At 63.6% G+C, this 16,273-nt stretch carries 17 protein-coding genes; 8 read left to right on the top strand and 9 right to left on the bottom strand.

All coding sequences use genetic code 11. The features are described 5' to 3' along the window. Positions 1 to 44: 44 nt before the first annotated feature. From gmhB to glyQ, 3 genes are read right to left on the bottom strand one after another with little or no spacing between them, the layout of a single operon-like run. Positions 45 to 578, bottom strand: coding sequence for a D-glycero-beta-D-manno-heptose 1,7-bisphosphate 7-phosphatase (gmhB, locus tag M5C01_RS22290; RefSeq protein WP_152736566.1), 534 nt, complete (start codon positions 576 to 578; stop codon positions 45 to 47). 9 nt (positions 579 to 587) lie between these two features. After that, positions 588 to 2,642, bottom strand: a complete 2,055-nt coding sequence (gene glyS, locus M5C01_RS22285) for a glycine--tRNA ligase subunit beta (RefSeq protein ID WP_152736565.1) — start codon at positions 2,640 to 2,642, stop codon at positions 588 to 590. Beyond that, positions 2,639 to 3,592, bottom strand: coding sequence for a glycine--tRNA ligase subunit alpha (gene glyQ, locus M5C01_RS22280; RefSeq protein WP_053253611.1), 954 nt, complete (start codon positions 3,590 to 3,592; stop codon positions 2,639 to 2,641). Before glyQ ends, glyS begins: the two co-directional genes overlap by 4 nt. Positions 3,593 to 3,673: 81 nt before the next feature. Between glyQ and M5C01_RS22275 the strand changes: the two genes are divergently transcribed. The 3 genes from M5C01_RS22275 (at position 3,674) to M5C01_RS22265 (ending at position 5,483) form a co-directional block, all read left to right on the top strand. Continuing rightward, positions 3,674 to 4,237, top strand: a complete 564-nt coding sequence (locus M5C01_RS22275) for a DNA-3-methyladenine glycosylase I (protein WP_152736564.1) — start codon at positions 3,674 to 3,676, stop codon at positions 4,235 to 4,237. Between the two features lie 38 nt (positions 4,238 to 4,275). Beyond that, positions 4,276 to 5,163 (top strand): lysophospholipid acyltransferase, encoded by an 888-nt coding sequence (locus M5C01_RS22270; protein ID WP_178129693.1) that lies wholly within the window; start codon positions 4,276 to 4,278, stop codon positions 5,161 to 5,163. Between the two features lie 74 nt (positions 5,164 to 5,237). Beyond that, the gene (locus M5C01_RS22265; RefSeq protein WP_100939945.1) at positions 5,238 to 5,483 is read left to right on the top strand and encodes a PilZ domain-containing protein; all 246 of its coding nucleotides are present in this window, start codon (positions 5,238 to 5,240) and stop codon (positions 5,481 to 5,483) included. Here M5C01_RS22265 and M5C01_RS22260 read toward each other — a convergent pair. The 5 genes from M5C01_RS22260 to def all read right to left on the bottom strand — a co-directional run bounded on the left by M5C01_RS22260 (position 5,470) and on the right by def (position 10,108). Beyond that, a complete protein-coding gene (locus tag M5C01_RS22260; RefSeq protein ID WP_152736563.1) occupies positions 5,470 to 5,793 on the bottom strand; it encodes a tetratricopeptide repeat protein in 324 nt (107 codons plus the stop codon). The genes M5C01_RS22265 and M5C01_RS22260 overlap by 14 nt on opposite strands. 18 nt (positions 5,794 to 5,811) lie before the next feature. Then, positions 5,812 to 7,185, bottom strand: coding sequence for a Trk system potassium transporter TrkA (trkA, locus tag M5C01_RS22255; protein ID WP_103497193.1), 1,374 nt, complete (start codon positions 7,183 to 7,185; stop codon positions 5,812 to 5,814). A 22-nt stretch (positions 7,186 to 7,207) separates the two neighbouring features. After that, positions 7,208 to 8,518, bottom strand: a complete 1,311-nt coding sequence (gene rsmB, locus M5C01_RS22250) for a 16S rRNA (cytosine(967)-C(5))-methyltransferase RsmB (RefSeq protein ID WP_152736562.1) — start codon at positions 8,516 to 8,518, stop codon at positions 7,208 to 7,210. Beyond that, complete coding sequence (fmt, locus tag M5C01_RS22245) at positions 8,515 to 9,459, bottom strand: methionyl-tRNA formyltransferase (protein WP_152736561.1); 945 nt, start codon at positions 9,457 to 9,459, stop codon at positions 8,515 to 8,517. The genes rsmB and fmt overlap by 4 nt, the downstream gene beginning before the upstream one ends. A 142-nt stretch (positions 9,460 to 9,601) precedes the next feature. Continuing rightward, entirely contained in the window at positions 9,602 to 10,108 is a 507-nt protein-coding gene (gene def / locus M5C01_RS22240; RefSeq protein WP_103497196.1) for a peptide deformylase, read from the bottom strand. A 152-nt stretch (positions 10,109 to 10,260) separates the two neighbouring features. On the opposite strand from def, the gene M5C01_RS22235 reads away from it, so the two are divergent. The 3 genes from M5C01_RS22235 (at position 10,261) to M5C01_RS22225 (ending at position 13,102) form a co-directional block, all read left to right on the top strand. After that, on the top strand, positions 10,261 to 11,283 hold the full coding sequence (locus M5C01_RS22235; RefSeq protein WP_103497197.1) for a LysM peptidoglycan-binding domain-containing protein: 1,023 nt from the start codon (positions 10,261 to 10,263) through the stop codon (positions 11,281 to 11,283). A gap of 113 nt (positions 11,284 to 11,396) precedes the next feature. Then, on the top strand, positions 11,397 to 12,497 hold the full coding sequence (gene dprA / locus M5C01_RS22230; RefSeq protein ID WP_152736560.1) for a DNA-processing protein DprA: 1,101 nt from the start codon (positions 11,397 to 11,399) through the stop codon (positions 12,495 to 12,497). 47 nt (positions 12,498 to 12,544) lie between these two features. Further along, positions 12,545 to 13,102, top strand: coding sequence for an L-threonylcarbamoyladenylate synthase (locus M5C01_RS22225; RefSeq protein ID WP_152736559.1), 558 nt, complete (start codon positions 12,545 to 12,547; stop codon positions 13,100 to 13,102). Between the two features lie 168 nt (positions 13,103 to 13,270). On the opposite strand, the gene M5C01_RS22220 is transcribed toward M5C01_RS22225, so the two are convergent. Further along, positions 13,271 to 14,248, bottom strand: coding sequence for a quinone oxidoreductase (locus tag M5C01_RS22220; RefSeq protein ID WP_152736558.1), 978 nt, complete (start codon positions 14,246 to 14,248; stop codon positions 13,271 to 13,273). 179 nt (positions 14,249 to 14,427) lie between these two features. Here M5C01_RS22220 and hemF point away from each other — a divergent pair, with 179 nt between their 5' ends. After that, entirely contained in the window at positions 14,428 to 15,348 is a 921-nt protein-coding gene (hemF, locus tag M5C01_RS22215; RefSeq protein ID WP_103497201.1) for an oxygen-dependent coproporphyrinogen oxidase, read from the top strand. Beyond that, positions 15,348 to 16,169 carry a shikimate dehydrogenase gene (gene aroE, locus M5C01_RS22210; RefSeq protein ID WP_152736557.1) on the top strand — a complete coding sequence of 274 codons (822 nt, stop codon included), beginning with the start codon at positions 15,348 to 15,350 and terminating at the stop codon, positions 16,167 to 16,169. The genes hemF and aroE overlap by 1 nt, the downstream gene beginning before the upstream one ends. The last annotated feature ends 104 nt before the right edge of the window (positions 16,170 to 16,273 follow it).

The raw sequence follows: 16,273 nt of genomic DNA, 5'->3' as shown, positions 1-16,273 counted from the left end.
AAAGCGCTTCCCGAACAGTCCTTGGTCAGGAGGTCAGAAGAGCTTCAGTTGTGGATAAGTTCTGCGGCAACCGCCGCCAGATCGTCAAAAACCAGGGTGCCCACCGGCAGGGTTTTACCCAGTGTCTTTTCGCCTTTACCGGTTTTTACCAAAACAGGCTGACAGTCGACGGCCCGCGCCGCCTCCAAGTCACCGAGGGTGTCGCCGACAAACCATAGACTAGCCAACGACACCCCGTAATGCTCGGCGATGGTACGCAACATGCCGGGCTTGGGTTTGCGACAGGCGCAACCCTCATCCGGCCCGTGCGGGCAATACACCACCAGCCCGAGTTCACCCCCCTGTTGCGCCACCAACGAACGCAGGCGCTCGTGCATGGCTTCCAGGGTGGCAATGTCGTAGTAGCCGCGAGCAATGCCGGACTGGTTGGTGGCCACCGCCACCGTCCAGCCGGCCCTGCTCAACTGCGCAATGGCTTCGATCGCGCCGGGGAGCGGAATCCATTCCTCCACCGACTTGATGTAGGCGTCGGAGTCCTGGTTGATCACCCCGTCCCGATCGAGAATCAGCAGCTTCAAGACGCGCCCTCAGCCCAGCAGCGAAATATCGGCGACACCCAGGAACAGGCCTCGCAGACGCGCCAGCAGCGCATAACGGTTGGCGCGGACCTTGGCGTCCTCGGCATTGACCATCACCGCTTCGAAGAACGCATCCACCGGCTCGCGCAGGGCGGCCAGGCGTGCCAGGGATTCGTTGTACTGACGTGCCGCGGCCATCGGCTGGACCGCCTGGTCCGCCTGTTGGATCGCCGCGTACAGCGAGAACTCGTTGGCGTTGTCGAAGTACTTGGCTTCCACGGTGCCCGGGATGCTGCCTTCGGCCTTGCTCAGCAGGTTCGATACACGTTTGTTCACCGCTGCCAGGGCAGCCGCTTCCGGCAACTGGCGGAATTTCTGCACAGCTTGCACGCGTTGGTCGAAGTCCAGCGCCGAACCCGGCTTGAGGGCACGGACCGACAGGTAGGTCGCCACGTCCACGCCTTCGTCTTCGTAACGGGCACGCAGACGGTCGAAGATGAACTCCAGCACCAGATCGGCCAGGCCGGCGGCCTTGACCCGGGTACCGAAGGCCTTGACCGCGAACTCGACGGTCTCGATCAGGTCGAGGTCCAGCTTCTTGTCGATCAGGATGCGCAGCACGCCGAGGGCGGCACGACGCAGGGCATAGGGGTCCTTGCTACCGGTGGGCAGCATGCCGATGCCGAAGATCCCGACCAGGGTGTCGAGCTTGTCGGCAATCGCCACTGCCGCACCGGTCAGGGTGCCCGGCAGTTCGGCGCCGGCACCGCGGGGCATGTACTGTTCGTTCAGGGCCAGGGCCACGTCTTGCGGCTCGCCGTCATTGAGGGCGTAGTAGTAACCGGCGACACCTTGCATCTCCGGGAACTCGCCGACCATCTCGGTGGCCAGGTCGCATTTCGACAGCAGGCCGGCACGGGCCGCGCGCTGGGCGTCGCCGCCGATGCGTGGGGCGATGAAAGCGGCCAGCTTGGAGACACGTTCGGCCTTGTCGTAGACGCTGCCCAGTTTTTCCTGGAACACCACGTTCTGCAGACGCAGGTTGAACTGCTCGAGCTTCTGCTTCTTGTCCTGCTTGAAGAAGAACTCGGCGTCGGTCAGGCGCGGGCGAACGACTTTCTCGTTACCGGCGATGATCTGTTGCGGGTCCTTGCTCTCGATGTTGGCGACGGTGATGAAACGCGGCAGCAGCTTGCCGTCGACGTCCAGCAGGCAGAAGTACTTCTGGTTGTCCTGCATGGTGGTGATCAGGGCTTCTTGCGGCACGTCGAGGAAACGTTCCTCGAAGGAGCACACCAGCGGCACCGGCCATTCGACCAGGGCGCTGACTTCGTCGAGCAGGTCCGCCGGCATGATCGCCGTGCCTTCCTGCTGGGTCGCCAGCTCGGTGGTGCGTTGGCTGATCAGCTCGCGACGTTCTGTAGCGTCAGCCAGCACATAGGCGGCGCGCAGGTCGCTCAGGTAGTTGGCCGGCGAGGTGATGCGCACGCTTTGCGGGTGATGGAAGCGGTGACCACGGGAGTCGCGACCGGCTTTCTGGGCGAGGATGGTGCAGTCGATGACCTGGTCACCGAGCAGCATCACCAGCCATTGGGTCGGACGCACGAACTCTTCCTTGCGCGCGGCCCAGCGCATGCGCTTGGGAATCGGCAGGTCATTCAGCGAATCCTCGACGATGGTCGGCAGCAGGCTGGCGGTCGGCTTGCCCTGGATGCTCTGGGTGTAGCGCAGTTTCGGCCCGCTCTGGTCGATTTCGCTCAGTTCCACGCCGCATTTCTTGGCAAAACCCAGGGCGGCCTGGGTCGGGTTGCCTTCGGCGTCGAAGGCGGCCTGGCGTGGCGGCCCGTCGAGGTTGATGCTGCGGTCCGGCTGCTGGGTTTGCAGCTGGGTCAGCAGTACGGCCAGGCGGCGTGGCGCGGCATAGACCTGCTTGCTTTCGAAGCTCAGGCCGGCGCTTTGCAGGCCCTTTTCGATACCGGCGAGAAAGGCCTCGGCCAGGGTATTGAGGGCCTTGGGTGGCAGCTCTTCCGTGCCCAGTTCAACCAGAAAATCTTGAGCACTCATTGTGCTGCCTCCAACTTAGCCAACACTTCGTCACGCAAATCCGGGGTCGCCATCGGGAAGCCCAGTTTGGCCCGGGCCATCAGGTAGGCCTGTGCCACGGAACGGGCCAGGGTACGGACCCGCAGGATGTACTGCTGACGCGCGGTGACCGAGATCGCCCGGCGTGCATCCAGCAGATTGAAGGTGTGCGAGGCCTTGAGGACCATTTCATAGCTTGGCAACGGCAGCGGCTGGTCCAGCTCGATCAGGCGCTTGGCTTCGCTTTCATAGAAATCGAACAGTTCGAACAGCTTCTCGACGTTGGCGTGTTCGAAGTTGTAGGTCGACTGCTCCACTTCGTTCTGGTGGAACACGTCGCCATAGGTCACCTTGCCGAACGGGCCGTCGGCCCAGACCAGGTCGTAGACCGAATCGACGCCCTGCAGGTACATCGCCAGGCGTTCCAGACCATAGGTGATCTCACCGGTGACCGGGTAGCACTCGATGCCGCCGGCCTGCTGGAAGTAGGTGAACTGGGTGACTTCCATGCCGTTGAGCCAGACTTCCCAGCCCAGGCCCCAGGCGCCGAGGGTCGGCGATTCCCAGTTGTCCTCGACGAAACGGATGTCGTGCACCAGCGGGTCGAGGCCCACGTGCTTGAGCGAGCCCAGGTACAGTTCCTGGAAGTTGTCCGGGTTCGGCTTGAGGACCACCTGGAACTGGTAGTAGTGCTGCAAGCGGTTCGGGTTTTCGCCGTAGCGGCCGTCAGTCGGGCGGCGGCTGGGCTGTACGTAGGCGGCGTTCCAGGTTTCCGGGCCGATGGCGCGCAGGAACGTGGCGGTATGAAAGGTGCCGGCGCCTACTTCCATATCGTAGGGCTGAAGTACCACACAACCTTGCTCGGCCCAGTATTGCTGGAGGGCGAGGATCAAGTCTTGGAAGGTACGCACGGCTGGCGTAGGCTGGCTCACGAAATTCACCTGTTACTTGGGCTGCGATTCAAAAGGCGGGAGTATACCCGATTCGGCCACGCGCACGCCCCCTGGAGCCTTATGCCACGCTGCTTTTGGTGCAACGACGATCCTTTGTACATGGCCTATCACGATCAGGAGTGGGGCGTGCCGCTGCACGATGGGCAGCGTCTGTTCGAGTTGCTTTTGCTCGAAGGGTTCCAGGCCGGTTTGTCGTGGATCACCATCCTGAAGAAACGCGAGCACTATCGGAAGGTGCTGTTCGGTTTCGATGTGCACAAAGTCGCGGCCATGGGCGACGCCGATATCGAGCAACTGATGCTCGATCCCGGAATTATCCGTAATCGCTTGAAACTCAATGCCGCGCGGCGCAATGCCCAGGTCTGGCTGACGCTGGAGGACCCGGTGGCGCTGCTCTGGTCCTTTGTCGGCGGGGTGCAGAAAATCAATCATTTCCAGGTGCGCGGCGAGGTCCCGGCCGTCACGCCCGAGGCCGAGGCCATGAGCAAGGCCTTGAAGAAACTCGGCTTCAAATTTGTCGGCCCGACCATCTGCTACGCCTTCATGCAGGCCTCGGGCATGGTCATGGACCACACCACCGATTGTGATCGCTACGCCACATTGGCCGCACCACGGTTACAATAGCCGGCTGATAACAAGCTCGATCACGACAGGAGTGGCCTGTGGACAAGTTTAAAGGCGCCATGCTGGTGGGGGCGTTGCGGTTGTTTGCCCTGCTGCCCTGGTGCGCGGTGCAACGGGTGGGTGCGGCCATCGGCTGGCTGATGTGGAAGCTGCCCAATCGTTCCCGCGACGTGGTGCGGATCAACCTGGTGAAATGTTTTCCGGAGCTCGACCCGGTGGCCCGCGAGCAGTTGGTCGGTCGCAGCCTGATGGGCATCGGCAAGTCCTTTACCGAAAGCGCCTGTGCCTGGATCTGGCCGGCCCATCGCTCGATGGAGCGGGTCCGTGAAGTCGAAGGCCTGGACATCCTCAAGGAGGCCCTGGCCTCGGGCAAGGGCGTGGTCGGCATCACCAGCCACCTGGGCAACTGGGAAGTGCTCAATCACTTCTATTGCAGCCAGTGCAAGCCGATCATTTTCTACCGTCCGCCCAAGCTCAAGGCGGTGGACGAACTGTTGCGCAAGCAGCGGGTGCAGTTGGGCAACCGGGTGGCCGCCTCCACCAAGGAAGGCATCCTCAGCGTGATCAAGGAAGTGCGCAAAGGTGGTGCGGTGGGCATTCCCGCTGACCCGGAACCGGCCGAATCCGCCGGGGTATTCGTGCCTTTCCTTGGCACCACGGCGCTGACCAGCAAGTTCGTGCCCAATATGCTCGCCGGCGGCAAGGCGGTGGGGGTGTTCCTCCACGCGCTGCGCCTGCCCGACGGTTCGGGTTTCAAGGTGATCCTCGAAGCTGCGCCCGAAGCCATGTACAGCACCGATACAGAGACCTCCGTGGCCGCCATGAGCCAGGTGGTGGCGCGTTATGTGCGGGCTTATCCGGACCAGTACATGTGGAGCATGAAGCGCTTTCGCCGACGTCCGGCGGGTGAGAAGCGCTGGTATTGAAACAGGATTGGCATGATCTGTGGATAAGTCAGCGACGGGGATTTATCCACAGATGTATTTTCAGGACGCAGTAGATGTCCAATAACAAGAATTCTCTACGCATCAAGATCCAACACCCCAGCATCGGCGAGTGCCTGGGGCACACGCGCAATCTATCCAGTAAAGGTGTGTATGTGACGCACCCGAGCTTGTCGCGCCTGACCACCGGCGCGGTGGTCTATGGCCAGGTGCAGGGTCTGCCCGCAGTGGCGCCGCGGATTCGGATGGAAGTAGTCCGGGTCGACGCCGACGGCATCGGCCTGCGCTTTATTGATCTTTGAGCGCGGCTTTTTCGAGCTTTTTCAGAAACACCGTCATTTCCTTTTCCGCCTGCTTGTCGCCATGGGCGCGGGCGGCTTCCAGTCCCTGTTCCCACGCCTCTCTGGCGGCGACGTTGTCGCCCGCGGCCTGATACGCCTTGCCCAGCAGTTTCCAGGCGGCGGAGTATTTCGGGTCGAAACCGACGCAGCGTTGCAGGTGTTCGGCGGCCTTGGTGTTTTCCCCAAGGTCCAGGTAACCCTTGCCGAGGCCGAAGCGCAGCAGCGAGTTATCCACACCCTTGGCGAGCATTTTTTCCAGTGATTCGAGCATGGTGATCCTCGGTATGGGTCAGAAAAAACTCAGACCGACATGAAACAGCTTTTCCACATCGCGAATCTGTTTTTTATCCACAAGGAACAGGATGACATGGTCGCCCGCCTGGATCACCGTGGCATCGTGGGCGATCAGTACCTCTTCGTCGCGAATGATCGCACCGATGGTCGCCCCTGGCGGCAAGGCGATATCGGCGATGGCCCGACCCACCACCTTGCTCGACTTCGCGTCGCCATGGGCAATCGCCTCGATGGCCTCCGCCGCCCCTCGCCGTAGCGAGTGCACGCTGACGATATCGCCCCGGCGCACATGGGCCAGTAACGTGCCGATGGTCGCCAGTTGCGGGCTGATGGCGATATCGATCTCGCCGCCCTGGACCAGGTCGACATAGGCCGGGTTGTTGATCAGGGTCATGACCTTCTTCGCCCCCAGACGCTTGGCCAGCAGCGACGACATGATGTTGGCTTCATCGTCGTTGGTCAGGGCCAGGAACACATCGGTGTCGGCAATGTTCTCTTCCAGCAGCAGGTCGCGGTCCGAGGCGCTGCCTTGCAGCACCACGGTGCTGTCCAGGCTGTCCGAGAGGTGGCGGCAACGGGCCGGGTTTTTCTCGATGATCTTGACCTGGTAACGGCTTTCGATGGCTTCGGCCAGCCGTTCGCCGATCTGCCCGCCGCCAGCGATAACAATGCGCTTGTAGCGCTCGTCGAGACGGCGCATTTCGCCCATCACGGCGCGGATATGGGCCTTGGCGGCGATGAAAAACACTTCGTCGTCGGCTTCGATCACCGTGTCGCCACGGGGCATGATCGGCCGGTCGCGGCGGAAGATCGCCGCCACCCGGGTGTCGACGTTGGGCATGCGTTCGCGCAACTGGCGCAGTTGTTGCCCCACCAGCGGCCCGCCGTAGTAGGCCTTGACCGCCACCAACTGGGCCTTGCCTTCGGCGAAGTCGATCACCTGCAAGGCCCCCGGGTGTTCGATCAGGCGCTTGATGTAGTGGGTGACCACCTGCTCCGGGCTGATCAGCACATCCACCGGAATCGCGTCGTTGTCGAACAGCCCGGCGCGGGTCAGGTAGGCCGCCTCGCGGACCCGGGCGATCTTGGTCGGGGTGTGGAACAGGGTGTGGGCGACCTGGCAGGCGACCATATTGGTTTCGTCGCTGTTGGTCACCGCCACCAGCATGTCGGCGTCATCCGCGCCGGCCTGGCGCAGGATGGTCGGAAACGAGGCGCGGCCCTGCACGGTGCGGATGTCCAGGCGGTCGCCGAGGTCGCGCAGGCGCTCGCCGTCGGTGTCGACCACGGTGATGTCGTTGGCTTCGCTGGCCAGGTGTTCGGCCAGGGTGCCGCCGACCTGGCCGGCACCGAGGATGATGATTTTCATCGGGTCGCTCCGTTGTCCCGGCTCAGCCGCGCGCGGCGGCGATCTTGATCAGCTTGGCGTAGTAGAAACCGTCGTGTCCGCCTTGCTGGGCCAGCAACTGGCGACCGTGGGGCTGCTTGAGGCCGAAGTCCCCGGCGATATCCAGTTCACGGGCACCGGAGGTGCGGGCGAGAAACGCCTCGATCACTTCGGTGTTCTCGGTCGGCAGGGTCGAGCAGGTGGCGTAGAGCAGGATGCCGCCGACTTCCAGGGTCGTCCACATCGCGTCCAGCAGCTCGCCTTGCAAGGCGGCCAGGGCGGTGATGTCGTCGGGTTGGCGGGTCAGCTTGATGTCCGGATGGCGGCGGATCACGCCGGTGGCCGAGCACGGGGCATCCAGCAGGATGCGCTGGAACGGCTTGCCGTCCCACCAGGTGGCGACATCACGGCCGTCGGCGGCGATCAGTTCGGCGTCCAGGCCGAGGCGCGCGAGGTTCTCGCGTACCCGCACCAGGCGCTTGGCCTCCAGGTCCACGGCGACCACGCCGGCCAGTTGTGGCTGGACTTCGAGGATATGGCAGGTCTTGCCGCCGGGGGCGCAGCAGGCGTCGAGCACCCGTTGGCCGGGGGCCAGGTCCAGCAGGTCGGCGGCCAGTTGCGCGGCTTCGTCCTGGACGCTGATCCAGCCTTCATTGAAGCCGGGCAGGTTGCGTACGTCACAGGCCTCTTCCAGCACGATGCCGTCCGGGCTGTAGACGCACGCGTGGGCGATGACCCCGGCGTCGCCCAGCAGCTTGAGGTAGGCATCGCGCGAGTGATGGCGGCGATTGACCCGCAGGATCATCGGCGGATGGGCGTTGTTCGCCGCGCAGATGGCTTCCCACTGTTCCGGCCAGAAGGCCTTGAGGGATTTTTGCAGCCAGCGCGGGTGGGCGGTACGGACCACCGGGTCATGTTCCAGCTCGGCCAGCAGCGCCTCGCCTTCCCGCTGGGCGCGGCGCAGCACGGCATTGATCAAGGCCTTGGCCCAGGGCTTTTTCAGCTTGTCGGCGCAACCGACGGTTTCGCCGATGGCGGCATGGGCCGGCACGCGGGTGTAGAGCAGTTGATAGAGACCGACCAGCAGCAAGGCTTCGACGTCGGCGTCGGCGGCCTTGAAGGGTTTTTGCAGCAGCTTGGCCGCCAGCGCCGAGAGGCGTGGCTGCCAGCGCGCGGTGCCGAACGCCAGGTCCTGGGTCAGGCCGCGATCACGGGCCTCGACCTTGTCCAGTTGCAGCGGCAACGAGCTGTTGAGCGAGGCCTTGCCGTTGAGGACGGCGGTGAGTGCCTTGGCGGCGGCCAGACGCGGGTTCATTGGCCGAGCACCGTACCGAGGGCGAACTTCTCGCGGCGGCTGTTGAACAGGTCGCTGAAGTTCAGCGCCTTGCCGCCGGGCAGTTGCAGGCGGGTCAGGCACAGGGCACCGGTGCCGGTGGCGACGATCAGGCCGTCCTTGCTGGCGGCGAGGATTTCACCCGGCGCGCCCTGGCCTTCGGCGACGCTGGCGGCGAGGACTTTCAGGGCTTCGCCACTGAGGGTGCTGTGGCTGATCGGCCAGGGGTTGAAGGCGCGGATCAGTCGCTCCAGCTCCACCGCCGGACGATTCCAGTCGAGGCGCGCCTCGTCCTTGTTCAGCTTGTGGGCGTAGGTGGCAAGGCTGTCGTCCTGGACTTCACCTTCGAGGGTCCCGGCGGCGAGACCGGCGATGGCCTGGAGCACGGCGGGCGGGCCGAGTTCGGCCAGGCGGTCGTGCAAGGTGCCGCCGGTGTCTTCGGCGCTGATCGGGGTGACGCTCTTGAGCAGCATCGGCCCGGTGTCGAGCCCGGCTTCCATGCGCATCACGGTTACGCCGCTTTCGCTATCGCCGGCTTCCACGGCGCGCTGGATTGGCGCGGCACCGCGCCAGCGCGGCAACAGCGAGGCGTGGCTGTTGATGCAGCCCAGGCGCGGGATATCCAGCACCACCTGCGGCAGGATCAGGCCGTAGGCGACCACCACCAGCAGGTCCGGCTTGAGCGCTGCCAGTTCGGCCTGGGCTTCGGCATTGCGCAGGGTCGGCGGTTGCAGGACGACAATGCCGTGCTCCAGGGCGAGTTGCTTGACCGGGCTTGGCATCAGCTTTTGCCCACGGCCCGCCGGACGATCCGGCTGGGTGTAGACCGCAACGATCTCGTAAGGGCTGTCGAGCAGGGCCTTGAGGTGTTCGGCGGCGAATTCGGGGGTGCCGGCGAAGACGATGCGCAGTGGCTCAGACATAAAAAGGGCTCGCTTGGATACTGTAGGAGCGAGCTTGCTCGCGAGGGTGGCCGGGGCAGCGCGGGGTATCAGGTACCCCGCGTTATCGTTGACGTCCATCGCGAGCGAGCTCGCTCCTACAGGAGATACAGGAAGGGGCGGATCAGGCGTTCTGGCGATGGAGCTTTTCCAGTTTCTTCTTGATCCGGTCGCGCTTGAGCGTAGACAGGTAATCGACGAACAGCTTGCCGTTCAGGTGATCGCACTCATGCTGGATGCACACCGCCAGCAGGCCCTCGGCCTCCAGCTCGAACGGCTTGCCGTCGCGGTCCAGGGCCTTGACCCGCAGTTGGGTCGGGCGATCGACGTTCTCATAGAAACCCGGCACCGACAGGCAGCCTTCCTGGTACTGGTCGACGTCGGTGGTCAGGGTTTCGAACTCGGGGTTGATGAACACCCGGGGTTCGCTACGATCTTCACTCAGGTCCATGACCACGATGCGCTGGTGCACATTGACCTGGGTCGCCGCCAGGCCGATACCCGGGGCTTCATACATTGTTTCAAACATGTCATCGATCAGCTGCCGCACCTGGTCGTCCACCACGGCCACGGGTTTGGCGATGGTGCGCAGGCGCGGGTCTGGAAATTCGAGGATGTTTAAAATGGCCATAGGCGTATTTGCTGCACTTGTGAGGTAAAGTCAGAGACGGTTGCCGAAATGTCCCGGTGGGATCGGCTACCGTTGTAAAACGTTCTCCTTGGGAGCGAGCCGCGGGGGCTCTGGCGTTTCACGCGAAGGCACATAATAAAGGGATTCACTGCATGAGGAAAACACTACTCGCCCTGTTGCTGGCTGTTACCGGCGTCGTGCAGGCGCAAGTGCAACTCAAGGACGGTTATCCACAGCGCTATACGGTGGTGCGCGGTGACACACTTTGGGACATTTCCGGCAAGTTTCTCAGTGAGCCGTGGAAGTGGCCGGAAATCTGGCACGCGAATCCCCAGGTGGCGAATCCGGACCTGATCTACCCCGGCGATACGCTGACGCTGCAGTTCGTCGACGGTCAGCCACGATTGGTCGTGGATCGCGGTGTGTCGCGGGGGACCGTGAAACTGTCGCCGCAGGTGCGCCGCTCGCCGGTGGCCGAGGCGATTCCGAGCATTCCGCTGGAAAAGATCAACGCGTTCCTGTTGAGCAACCGCATTGTCGACAGCCCCAATGACTTCCAGAAAGCCCCGTATATCCTGGCCGGCAACAATGAGCGGGTGCTCAGCGGCATGGGCGACCGGATCTACGCTCGTGGCGTGTTCGACCCGGCGCACTCGGTGTATGGCCTGTTCCGCCAGGGCAAGGTCTATACCGACGCGCAGACCAAGGAGTTCCTGGGGATCAACGCCGACGACGTCGGCACCGGCGAGCTGGTGGCGACCGAAGGCGATATCGGCACCCTGAACCTGCGCCGCACCACCCAGGAAGTTCGCCTGGGGGACCGCCTGTTCGTCAGCGAAGAGCGCCCGGTCAATTCGACGTTCATGCCCAGCGCGCCGCAAGCGCAGATCCGCGGCACGATCATAGATGTGCCACGGGGTGTTACACAGATCGGCGTCATGGACGTGGTCACGATCGATAAAGGTCGACGCGATGGCCTGGTCGAAGGCAACGTTCTAGCGGTGATGAAGACCGGCGAGACCGTGCACGACCAGGTCACCGGGCAGCGGGTGAAGGTCCCCGACGAGCGTTCGGGCCTGCTGATGGTGTTCCGCACCTACGAAAAGCTCAGCTATGGTTTAGTACTCACTGCCACGCGGTCCCTGACAGTCATGGACAAGGTGCGCAACCCGTAGCGCCGGACGATAACGCAGGGCCGATTCCGTTAGCAGGCTAAACAGGTTACCCACAGAGTTATCCACAGCTTGTTCCAGCTGTTCCAGGACCGCCACAGATCAAGGATGATCCGATGTCGTTGTCCAACTGTACCTCCCTGTCCCCGGCGGAGCTGGAAGCCCGCCTGCGTCTGCATCGTCTGCCGGAACTCGGTCCGCGGCGCTTTCGAACCCTGATTCAAGCCTTCGGTTCGGCCTCGGCGGCTCTCGGTGCACCCGCCGCTGCCTGGCGTGCGCTGGGCTTGCCGGCGGCCTGTGCCGAGGCGCGCCGAAGTCCTGAAGTGCGGGACGCTGCCAGCGCTGGATTGCGCTGGCTAGAGCGCCCGGCTTGTCATCTGGTGATGTGGGACCAGGCCGATTACCCCGCCCTTCTCGCCGAACTGGACGACGCCCCGCCGCTGCTGTTCGTGGCCGGCGATCCTGCCATTCTGGAACAACCGCAGTTGGCGTTGGTTGGCAGTCGGCGTGCATCCAAGCCGGGCATGGATACGGCGGCGGCCTTTTCCCGGAGCCTGGCCGGTGCCGGTTTTGTCATCACCAGCGGGCTGGCGCTGGGGATCGACGGGGCGGCCCATCAGGCGGCCCTGGACGTCGGCGGGCGAACGATCGGCGTACTCGGCACCGGTCTGGAAAATCTTTATCCACAGCGTCATCGGCGGTTGGCGGAAGCGATGATTGCCCATGGCAGCGCCGTGGTTTCCGAGTTGCCACTGGAGGCGCCGCCCCATCCGAGCAACTTCCCCCGGCGCAATCGGATTATCAGCGGCTTGTCCCTGGGTGTGCTGGTGGTGGAGGCCAGTGTCGCCAGCGGCTCGCTGATCACCGCGCGGCTGGCGGCGGAACAGGGGCGCGAGGTGTATGCGATTCCCGGCTCGATCCATCACCCCGGCGCCAAGGGCTGTCATCAGTTGATCCGCGACGGTGCGGTACTGGTGGAAACCGTCGAACATATCCTCGAACCCCTGCGCGGTTGGCAGCGAGTGACCGCCAGCGCGATTCCCGCCGTGCCCGAGCATCCGCTGCTAGGCTTGCTGCATGCCGCACCGCAAAGCAGTGAGGCCCTGGCCAACGCCTGTGGCTGGGCATTACCGCGAGTCTTGGCGGCGCTGACCGAACTGGAGCTTGAAGGCCGGGTTGCCAATGAAAACGGACGCTGGTTAGCTCGCGCGAGGTAGGTTTACCTGAGTAAACTGCGAGCAGCTTTGAATCCGGAGAACGAGTAATGGTCAAGAGTTGGCGTGTGCAAGAAGCCGCACGAGAAATTCGCGCAGGAGCGGTGATTGCCTATCCAACCGAGGCGGTCTGGGGTTTGGGTTGCGATCCCTGGAACGAAGAGGCGGTGGACCGCTTGCTGGCGATCAAGAATCGTTCGGTGGACAAGGGTTTGATCCTGATCGCCGACAATATCCGCCAGTTCGATTTTCTCTTCGAGGATTTCCCGGAAGACTGGATCGACCGCATGGCCAGTACCTGGCCGGGGCCCAATACCTGGCTGGTGCCGCATCAGGACTTGCTGCCGGAGTGGGTCACCGGTGTGCATGACACCGTGGCCCTGCGGGTCAGCGATCATCCGTTGGTACGGGATCTGTGTTCGTTGGTGGGGCCGCTGATTTCCACTTCGGCCAATCCCCAGGGGCGGCAGGCGGCGCGCACGCGGATTCGCGTGGAGCAGTATTTCCGGGGGCAGATCGACCTGGTGCTGGGCGGTAACCTGGGCGGGCGCAAGAACCCGAGCCTGATCCGGGACCTGGCGACTGGCAAGGTGGTGCGTCCGGCGTAAGTTCGGCCCGACAAGCACAGCTCCCACAAGGGGACCGCGTTATCGTTCATCGCCAGCAAGCTGGCTCCTACAGGGACGGTGTCGATCACAAAAAGGTGCTACGACACAAATACTGTAGGAGCCAGCTTGCTGGCGAACCGCTGCGTCAGCAGCGGCCATCCACCCCGATCAAGGCAAAAGCACCGTCGACCCGGTAGTCCGCCGTGCCGCCAGTTCGGTGTGGGCCTTGGCCGCTTCCGCCAGGCTGTACCGCGCGCCGATCTCGATCTTCAGCTTGCCGCTGGTGATCATCCCGAACAGATCCTTCGCCATGATCTGCAGGTTTTCCGCGTTGTTGGCGTAGGTCGCCAGTGTCGGCCGGGTCACATACAGCGAGCCCTTGGCCGCCAGAATCCCCAGGTTGACCCCATCCACCGCGCCCGAGGCATTGCCGAAGCTGACCATCAGCCCACGGGGCGACAGGCTGTCCAGCGAAGTCAGCCAGGTGTCCTTGCCCACGCCGTCATACACCACCGGCACTTTCTTGCCATCGGTCAGTTCCAGCACCCGCTTGGCCACATCTTCATGGCTGTAGTCGATGGTTTCCCAGGCGCCGAGGGACTTGGCCAACGCCGCCTTTTCCGGCGAACTGACGGTACCGATCAGCTTCACGCCCAGGGCCTTGGCCCACTGGCAGGCAAGCAGGCCGACCCCCCCGGCCGCCGCATGGAACAACACGGTTTCACCGCCCTTCAACTCATAGGTCTGGCGCAACAGGTACTGCACCGTCAGACCCTTGAGCATCACCGCGGCGGCCTGTTCGAAGCTGATGCTGTCCGGCAGATGGACCAGGTTGGCTTCCGGCAGCACATGCACTTCGCTGTAGGCGCCCAGTGGACCGCTGCCATAGGCCACGCGATCACCGACCTTGAACTGGCTGACTTCGCTGCCGACCGCCTCGACCACGCCCGCCCCCTCGGCCCCCAGGCCCGACGGCATGGCTGGTGGTGCATACAGCCCGCTACGCAGATAGGTGTCGATAAAGTTCAGGCCGATGGCGTGGTTGCGTACCCGCACCTGCTGCGGGCCCGGCTCGGCGGGGGTGTAGTCGACATACTCAAGGACTTCCGGGCCGCCATGGGCGCGAAACAGGATACGTTTGGCCATCTTTCTCTCCTTGGACATTTCACAAAGGGGCGCCGTGCAGCGCGATGCAAGGGCCCTATCGGACTCCTTCGCTTGACCTTCGTCAACTGCGATGAGTACAAACGCGGTGCTATGCTACGCGCCTCTTTGCTACCGGCCGTCCGATGTGCCGAGTAGCTTTGCCCGATCAAGGTGAAGCCATGACTACCCGCACCGAGGCCGTGAAAGCCTATCTGCTCGACCTGCAAGACCGTATCTGTGCCGCCCTGGAGGCCGAAGACGGTGGCGCGCGTTTCGTTGAAGACGCCTGGACCCGCCCCGCTGGTGGTGGCGGTCGGACCCGGGTGATCGGCAACGGCCAGGTCATCGAGAAAGGCGGCGTGAACTTCTCCCACGTCTTCGGCAACGGCCTGCCGCCGTCGGCCAGTGCCCATCGGCCGGAACTGGCCGGGCGTGGTTTTGAGGCCCTGGGCGTGTCCCTGGTGATTCACCCGCATAACCCCCACGTGCCGACGTCCCACGCCAATGTGCGGTTTTTCATCGCCGAGAAGGAAGGCGAGGAACCGGTCTGGTGGTTCGGCGGTGGTTTCGACCTGACGCCCTACTACGGCAATGAAGAAGACTGCGTGCACTGGCACCGGGTGGCCGAGCGCGCCTGTGCGCCGTTTGGCGCCGATGTCTACCCACGTTACAAGGCCTGGTGCGACAGCTACTTCCATATCAAGCACCGCAACGAGCCGCGCGGTATCGGCGGCCTGTTCTTCGATGACCTGAACGAGTGGGACTTCGACACCAGCTTCGCCTTCATGCGGGCGATCGGCGATGCCTATATCGAGGCCTACCTGCCGATCGTGCAGCGGCGCAAGGCCCAGGCCTGGACTGAGCAGCAGCGCGAGTTCCAGGAGTTTCGTCGTGGTCGTTACGTGGAGTTCAACCTGGTGTACGACCGTGGGACCCTGTTCGGCCTGCAATCGGGCGGTCGCACCGAGTCGATCCTGATGTCGTTGCCGCCGCAAGTGCGCTGGGGCTACGACTGGAAGGCCGAGCCGGGCAGTGAAGAGGCGCGGTTGACCGAATACTTCCTGCAGGACCGCGACTGGCTGGCGGAGGGGGCTGTCTGATGGATCGTTATGTCGTCTTCGGCAATCCCATCGGCCATAGCAAGTCGCCGTTGATTCACCGTCTGTTCGCCGAGCAGACGGCCCAGCAGTTGGTCTACAGCACCCTGCTGGCGCCCCTTGACGATTTTTCCGGCTGTGCCCGAGCGTTTTTCCAGGCAGGGCGCGGGGCCAATGTGACGGTGCCGTTCAAGGAAGAGGCCTATCGTCTGGCCAACAGCCTGACGGCCCGGGCGCAGCGGGCCGGGGCGGTGAATACCCTGAGCAAGCTGGCTGATGGCAGTTTGTTGGGCGATAACACCGACGGCGCCGGGCTGGTGCGCGATCTGACGGTGAATGCCGGATTCAGCCTGAAGGGCAAGCGTATCCTGCTGCTGGGTGCCGGTGGTGCGGTACGTGGTGCGCTGGAACCGTTGCTGGCGGAGCAGCCGGCTTCGGTGATCATCGCCAATCGGACCGTCGAAAAGGCCGAGTTGCTGGCCGAGCTGTTTGCCGACCTGGGGTCGGTGTCCGCCAGTGGGTTTGACTGGCTGCGGGAGCCGGTGGACCTGATCATCAACGCCACTTCGGCGAGCCTGTCGGGAGATGTGCCGCCGATTGCGCCGAGCCTGATCGAGCCGGGCAAGACCTTCTGCTACGACATGATGTACAGCAAGGAGCCGACGGCGTTCTGTCGCTGGGCGAGCGAGCATGGTGCGGCTGTATCGATGGATGGGCTGGGTATGCTGGCGGAGCAGGCGGCGGAAGCCTTCCTGCTGTGGCGCGGCGTACGCCCGGATACGGCGCCTGTGTTGGCGGAACTGCGGCGGTTGCTGGCTTTGTAGGAGGCCCTTGAGTCTTGTGTCGTTTGTCAGGGCCTCTTCGCGGGCAAGCCCTGCTCCTACAGGTTGATGGCGTGCGCAGAATTTCTGAACAACGACGTACTGTA

The organism is Pseudomonas sp. MWU12-2319 (assembly GCF_023242525.1).
Taxonomy (GTDB): Bacteria; Pseudomonadota; Gammaproteobacteria; order Pseudomonadales; family Pseudomonadaceae; genus Aquipseudomonas; species Aquipseudomonas gingeri_D.
The sequence above is the reverse complement of the archived record's forward strand: the minus strand, read 5'-3'. Positions and strand labels throughout refer to the sequence as shown.

Coding starts and splice junctions, on each gene's coding strand:
- glyS (WP_152736565.1), bottom strand. CDS start 2,642: ATGAGTGCTCAAGATTTTCTGGTTGAACTGGGCACGGAAGAGCTGCCA.
- M5C01_RS22275 (WP_152736564.1), top strand. CDS start 3,674: ATGCCACGCTGCTTTTGGTGCAACGACGATCCTTTGTACATGGCCTAT.
- M5C01_RS22265 (WP_100939945.1), top strand. CDS start 5,238: ATGTCCAATAACAAGAATTCTCTACGCATCAAGATCCAACACCCCAGC.
- M5C01_RS22260 (WP_152736563.1), bottom strand. CDS start 5,793: ATGCTCGAATCACTGGAAAAAATGCTCGCCAAGGGTGTGGATAACTCG.
- trkA (WP_103497193.1), bottom strand. CDS start 7,185: ATGAAAATCATCATCCTCGGTGCCGGCCAGGTCGGCGGCACCCTGGCC.
- rsmB (WP_152736562.1), bottom strand. CDS start 8,518: ATGAACCCGCGTCTGGCCGCCGCCAAGGCACTCACCGCCGTCCTCAAC.
- fmt (WP_152736561.1), bottom strand. CDS start 9,459: ATGTCTGAGCCACTGCGCATCGTCTTCGCCGGCACCCCCGAATTCGCC.
- def (WP_103497196.1), bottom strand. CDS start 10,108: ATGGCCATTTTAAACATCCTCGAATTTCCAGACCCGCGCCTGCGCACC.
- M5C01_RS22235 (WP_103497197.1), top strand. CDS start 10,261: ATGAGGAAAACACTACTCGCCCTGTTGCTGGCTGTTACCGGCGTCGTG.
- dprA (WP_152736560.1), top strand. CDS start 11,397: ATGTCGTTGTCCAACTGTACCTCCCTGTCCCCGGCGGAGCTGGAAGCC.
- M5C01_RS22225 (WP_152736559.1), top strand. CDS start 12,545: ATGGTCAAGAGTTGGCGTGTGCAAGAAGCCGCACGAGAAATTCGCGCA.
- M5C01_RS22220 (WP_152736558.1), bottom strand. CDS start 14,248: ATGGCCAAACGTATCCTGTTTCGCGCCCATGGCGGCCCGGAAGTCCTT.
- hemF (WP_103497201.1), top strand. CDS start 14,428: ATGACTACCCGCACCGAGGCCGTGAAAGCCTATCTGCTCGACCTGCAA.
- aroE (WP_152736557.1), top strand. CDS start 15,348: ATGGATCGTTATGTCGTCTTCGGCAATCCCATCGGCCATAGCAAGTCG.